Genomic DNA, 4,857 nt, shown 5'->3' on the forward strand with positions numbered 1-4,857 from the left:
CTGCCGAGCAGCCGGACGCGGTCCGCGGCGAGCGACGCCGTGCCGCGCAGCCGCTCGCGCAGCGACGACAGGCGGTACCAGACCTCGGTGACCTCGGTGAGGTGCGGCGTCGCCTCGGCGGCCTCCCGCTCCAGGGCGGCGAGCCCGTCGCGGGCAGCGGCGAGGGCCTGCTCGACCTCGGCGCGGCGGGCGAGCAGCGCGGACTCGTCGGCGATCTCCTGCTCGAGCGTCGCGCTGAGCTGGGCGAGGTCGTCGGCGAGCAGGCGGGCGCGGGCGTCGCGCAGGTCGGACTGGACCACCGCGGCCTTGCGGGCGACCTCGGCCTGCCGCCCCAGCGGGCCGAGCTGGCGACGGATCTCGCCCGTCAGGTCGCCGAGCCGCGTGAGGTTGGCCTGCATCGCGTCGAGCTTGCGGAGCGCCTTCTCCTTGCGCTTGCGGTGCTTGAGGACGCCCGCGGCCTCCTCGATGAAGCCGCGCCGCTCCTCGGGCGTCGCACGCAGCACCGCGTCGAGCTGGCCCTGCCCGACGATGACGTGCATCTCGCGGCCCAGGCCGGAGTCGGACAGCAGCTCTTGGATGTCGAGCAGCCGGCAGCCCTGCCCGTTGATCGCGTACTCCGACCCGCCGCTGCGGAACAGCGTCCGGGAGATCGTGACCTCGGTGTACTCGATCGGCAGGGCGCCGTCGGTGTTGTCGATGGTCAGCGCGACCTCGGCGCGGCCCAGCGGCGGGCGGCCGGCGGTGCCGGCGAAGATGACGTCCTCCATCTTGCCGCCGCGCAGCGACTTGGCGCCCTGCTCCCCCATGACCCACGCGAGCGCGTCGACGACGTTCGACTTGCCCGACCCGTTCGGGCCGACGACGCAGGTGACACCCGGCTCGAAGCTCAGCGTCGTCGCCGAGGCGAACGACTTGAACCCCCGCAGGGTGAGGGTCTTGAGGTGCACGGGGGAAGCCTAGGACGTGGACGGCGGGCGGTCGGGGACGCGGGGCGCGTCCGCCGGCCGCCCGCCGTCGGTGTCCGTGCTGCTGCCGGTGCTGTGCCGTCGTCGCCGTCGTCAGAGCGAGGGGAACCAGAGCGCGATCTCGCGCGCCGCCGACTCCTCGCCGTCCGAGCCGTGCACGAGGTTCTGGATGACCTTGAGGCCCCAGTCGCGGGACAGGTCCCCGCGGATCGTGCCGGGGGCGGCGACGGTCGGGTCGGTCGCCCCTGCGAGCGAGCGGAAGCCCTCGATCACGCGGTGCCCCTCGACGACCGCGGCCAGCACCGGGCCGGACCGCATGAACTCGACGAGCGGCTCGAGGAACGGCTTGCCGGCGTGCTCGGCGTAGTGCTCCGCGAGCAGGGCCTCGTCGGCCTCGCGGAGCTCGACGGCGACGAGCGTGTAGCCCTTCGCCTCGATGCGACGCAGGATCTCCCCCACCAGACCCCGGCGGACTCCGTCGGGCTTGACGAGGACCAGGGTGCGCTGCGTGTCAGTCATGGGCGTCACCCTAACGGGGGCGCCCGGGCGGCCCGGTGATGTGTCCGTGAACGGTCAGGGGCCGACCATGCCGGGGTGGGCGGCGTCCCACTCGGCGCGCTCGCGGTCGATGCGGCCGCCGACGCGCAGCGAGAAGACCCACATCGCGGCGAACACCGCGCCGACGACGAACATCATCGGGACGACGAACCCGCAGGCCAGGACGACGACCTGCGCGACCGACCCCGCGACGTAGCCGCCGGGGCGACCGACCCAGCCGGCGAGCACGACCAGGACGACCGTGAGCGAGCCGCCGACCCACCACACGGTGGCGGTGTCGGCGACCCGCAGGCCGTACGCCACGAGCGTCGCGAAGAACACCACGAAGGCCTCGAGGACCAGCACCGTCTGGGTGAACTGCGGCTTCGCGGGGCGCTTGCGGCGCACGGCCTGCGGGTCGGTCGAGCTCATCGCGTCAGGTTACCGGGCACCCACGGCGTCGCCGTCGGTGGTCCGGTCGCCGGCGGCGGCCGTCCGGGCGTCGTCGAGCGCGGGCGCCGAGAGCTCGTCGACGACGACCGCGCCGTCGACCGTCGCGTCGGCGTGGACCGCACCCGCACGCACGTCGTCGGCCGCGACCGCCTCACCGCGCGCGACCATGCCGGCGACGTCGGAGAGCTTGACCTCCTTGAGGAACAGCGCAAGGACGAACCCGACGACGACGAGCGGGATGAAGTACCAGAACGACGACGAGAGGCTGCTCGCGTAGGCGTCGATGACGCCGGTCTTGAACGGCTCGGGCAGCTGCTGGACGACGTCGGGCGTGAGGCCGGACGCCTCGCCGCCCGAGCCGGCGGGCACGCCCGCGAACACGTCGGTGACCTGCTCGATGAGCCGGCTCGTGAACATCGTCGAGAACACGGCGACACCGACGGCCGCACCGATCTCGCGGAAGAAGTTGTTCGCCGACGTGGCGGTGCCGAGCTCGTGCGGGTCGACCGCGTTCTGCACGGCCAGGACGATCGTCTGCATGACGAGGCCCATGCCGGCGCCGAGCACGAAGATCATCGCGCCGAACAGCCACATCGACATGTCGCCCGTGATGCGGGTCAGCCACACCATGCCGACGGTCGTGATCGCGAGGCCCGCGACGGGGAAGATCTTGTAGCGGCCGGTCTTCGTGATCGCGATGCCGGAGCCGATCGCGGTGAGCATGACGCCCGCCATCATCGGCAGCAGGAGGTAGCCGGACTGCGTGACGCCCACGCCGGTCGACATCTGCAGGAACGTCGGCAGGAACGCCAGCGCCGAGAACATGCCCATGCCGAGGATGAAGCCGATCGCGGTGGCGATCGTGAAGGTGCGGTTGCGGAACAGGCGCAGCGGCAGCAGCGGGTCGGACGCCTTGAGCTCGGCCACGATGAACAGCGCGATCGAGAGCAACGTGCCGACGACGAGCGCGAGCAGGCCCAGGTCGGACCAGTCGTAGCCGCGCTGCCCGCTCCAGCTCTCCCAGCTCGTGGCGAGGACCAGGCCGGACGTGCCGAGGACGACGAAGAGGATGCCCGCGACGTCAATGCGGCGGCCCGAGCGGTGCGACGGGAGCTTGAGCGCGAACCACGCGACGGCGAACGCCGCGATGCCGACGGGGATGTTGATCCAGAAGCACCAGCGCCAGTCGGCGTGCTCGGTGAACAGGCCGCCGAGCAGCGGGCCGACGACGGCCGCGATGCCGAACAGCGCTCCCATGGGGCCCATGTACTTGCCGCGGTCCTTGGCGGGGACGATGTCGGCGATGATCGCCTGCGACAGGATCATGAGGCCACCGCCGCCGAGGCCCTGGATGCCGCGGCCGACGACGAGCCAGCCGAACGACCCGGCGAAGCCCGCGACGGCGGACCCGGCGGTGAACAGCGCGATCGCGACGAGGAACGGCCAGCGCCGCCCCCAGATGTCACCGAACTTGCCGTAGAGCGGCATGACGATCGCGATGGCCAGGATGTAGGCCGTCACGACCCAGCCCTGGTGCTCGACGCCGTCGAGCTCGCCGACGATGGTCGGCATCGCGGTGCCGACGATCGACTGGTCGAGCGACGACAGGAACATGCTCGCCATGAGGGCGCCGAAGATGAGCCAGACGGTGCGGGGCGTGAGGACGACGAGCGGCTTGTCGCTCGCTCCCACGTCGGGGACGGTGGCGGTGGCCATGGGGTTCCTTGCTCCTGGAGGGGACGGGGATGGCGTGGTCGTGCGGGCGCGCGCGGGCGCCCGGGCTCGTCGTGGGCGGCGAGCAGATCGGGAGGGTCAGTCGGCGAGCAGCGCGCGCAGCTCCCCGACGACGGTGTGCAGGTGGTCGCGGATCTCGCCCTCGCTGCCCCCGGACTCCCAGCGCACGAACGTCGCGTGCGTGAGGAAGAGTGCGAGCGAGGCGACGGTGTCGGGCGAGTGGACGGGGTCGTCACCCAGGCGCCGGGCGACGAGCGACATGAGGTTGCCCTTGTGCTTGTCGAGCCAGGCCAGGTGGCGGGCGAGCAGCCGGGGCTCCCGCGCGGCGATGGCGAGGCCCTTGGCCATGCGCGCCCGACCGGGCGGCGCGGCGTCGAGCAGCGAGCCGACGAGGTGCTCGAGGTCGGTCACGAGGTGCCCGGTGGGTCCGCCGGACGCGAACTCGTCCTCGACGACCGGGTCGATCGGGTACGTGGCGTGCCCGAGGACGGCGTCGTCCTTCGTCTCGAAGTAGTTGAAGAACGTGCGGACGGAGACGCCGGCGGCCTCGCAGATCGCCTCGACCGTGACGGCGTCGAGGCCGTCGCGGTCGACGAGGCGGTGGGTGGCGTCGATGAGCGCGTCGCGACGGGCGCGCTTCTTGCGCTCGCGGAGCCCGAGGGCGCCGACGAGCTCGGCGATGCTGGGCGCCGAGTCGTCGACGGGCCGGGTGTCGGCGGGGTCGGCGAGCCCGTGCGTGGCGTCGACTTCCTGCATGGGATGCAACATTACATCCACTGCAACTTTGCAGTCCATGCAGTTTCTGTGCCGTCGCTCACCCGGCCCATCCGCTGCCCGGCCGCGCTACGGGCCGCGTCAGACCTCCCCGAAGCCGCCCTCCACCGCGGCGAGCAGCGCGTCCCGCGCCTCGGCGGCCTGCGGGCCCTCGGCCTCGACGACGATCTCCTGCCCCTGCACGGCACCGAGCTTCATGAGCTGCAGGACGCTCGCCGCGTCGACGCCGTTGACCCGGACCCGCGCGTCGTAGCCGGCGATCATGCGGGCCACGATCGCCGCGGGTCGCGCGTGCAACCCGAGCGGGTTGCGCAGCACCGCGGACCCACGGGCCACGTCGTCCCCCTCCGCCGCCGGGGCGGCGGGCTCGCTCGGTGGCACCGCCGCGAACGTC

The 4,857-nt window shown here is 72.6% G+C and carries 6 protein-coding genes; all 6 read right to left on the reverse strand.

Annotated features, from left to right (window positions below; all coding sequences use genetic code 11):
* Positions 1-947 (reverse strand): AAA family ATPase (locus HGA02_RS10595; protein ID WP_168678976.1); only part of this gene is annotated, 947 nt, incomplete at its 3' end.
* Between the two features lie 111 nt (positions 948-1,058).
* Entirely contained in the window at positions 1,059-1,484 is a 426-nt protein-coding gene (ndk, locus tag HGA02_RS10600; protein WP_168678977.1) for a nucleoside-diphosphate kinase, read from the reverse strand.
* A gap of 54 nt (positions 1,485-1,538) precedes the next feature.
* On the reverse strand, positions 1,539-1,934 hold the full coding sequence (locus tag HGA02_RS10605) for a DUF4233 domain-containing protein (RefSeq protein WP_168678978.1): 396 nt from the start codon (positions 1,932-1,934) through the stop codon (positions 1,539-1,541).
* Positions 1,935-1,943: 9 nt separating this feature from the next.
* Positions 1,944-3,671, reverse strand: a complete 1,728-nt coding sequence (locus HGA02_RS10610; RefSeq protein ID WP_168678979.1) for an MDR family MFS transporter — start codon at positions 3,669-3,671, stop codon at positions 1,944-1,946.
* A gap of 96 nt (positions 3,672-3,767) precedes the next feature.
* Entirely contained in the window at positions 3,768-4,445 is a 678-nt protein-coding gene (locus tag HGA02_RS10615) for a TetR/AcrR family transcriptional regulator (protein WP_246247651.1), read from the reverse strand.
* A gap of 99 nt (positions 4,446-4,544) precedes the next feature.
* Positions 4,545-4,857: HPr family phosphocarrier protein (locus HGA02_RS10620; RefSeq protein ID WP_168678981.1), on the reverse strand; the 313-nt coding region annotated here is incomplete at its 5' end.

Origin of the sequence: Cellulomonas septica, assembly GCF_012396155.1 — a bacterium.
Taxonomy (GTDB): Bacteria; Actinomycetota; Actinomycetes; order Actinomycetales; family Cellulomonadaceae; genus Cellulomonas; species Cellulomonas septica.